Origin of the sequence: Nonlabens dokdonensis (assembly GCF_002162835.1) — a bacterium.
GTDB classification, from domain to species: domain Bacteria; phylum Bacteroidota; class Bacteroidia; order Flavobacteriales; family Flavobacteriaceae; genus Nonlabens; species Nonlabens dokdonensis_B.
Genome location: NZ_MAAX01000007.1, coordinates 1 through 305, shown reverse-complemented (window position 1 = coordinate 305; position 305 = coordinate 1). Strand labels below are relative to the sequence as shown.

The window sequence follows — 305 nt, the reverse complement described above, 5'->3', positions numbered from 1 at the left end:
GATATAATAATGATATTTTTTGTTCGATTTTTATTAAAATACTTTTTGTCGTACTTCCACCTTTATAATGTATATAAGACTGCTGCGGATACAAATAAGAACTTTGACCTAGCGATTTTAAAAATCTCATGGACAGATCGCTCTCCTCATAATACAAAAATAAATTAGTATCAAAACCTCCTACTTTTTCAAAACTAGAAGCTCTTGTAAACATAAAACTACCTTGAACGTAATTTGCTTTAATAGGCTCGTTATAAAGTTTCTTGCGGTTAGGATATTTGCTAGGATTTACCTTTTCTAGAAAG

The 305-nt window shown here is 29.8% G+C and carries 1 protein-coding gene; it reads right to left on the bottom strand.

Annotated elements, in window-relative coordinates; all coding sequences use genetic code 11:
• On the bottom strand, positions 1-305 hold a 305-nt coding region (locus A9Q93_RS00185), incomplete at both ends, for a glycosyltransferase family 2 protein (protein ID WP_369674677.1).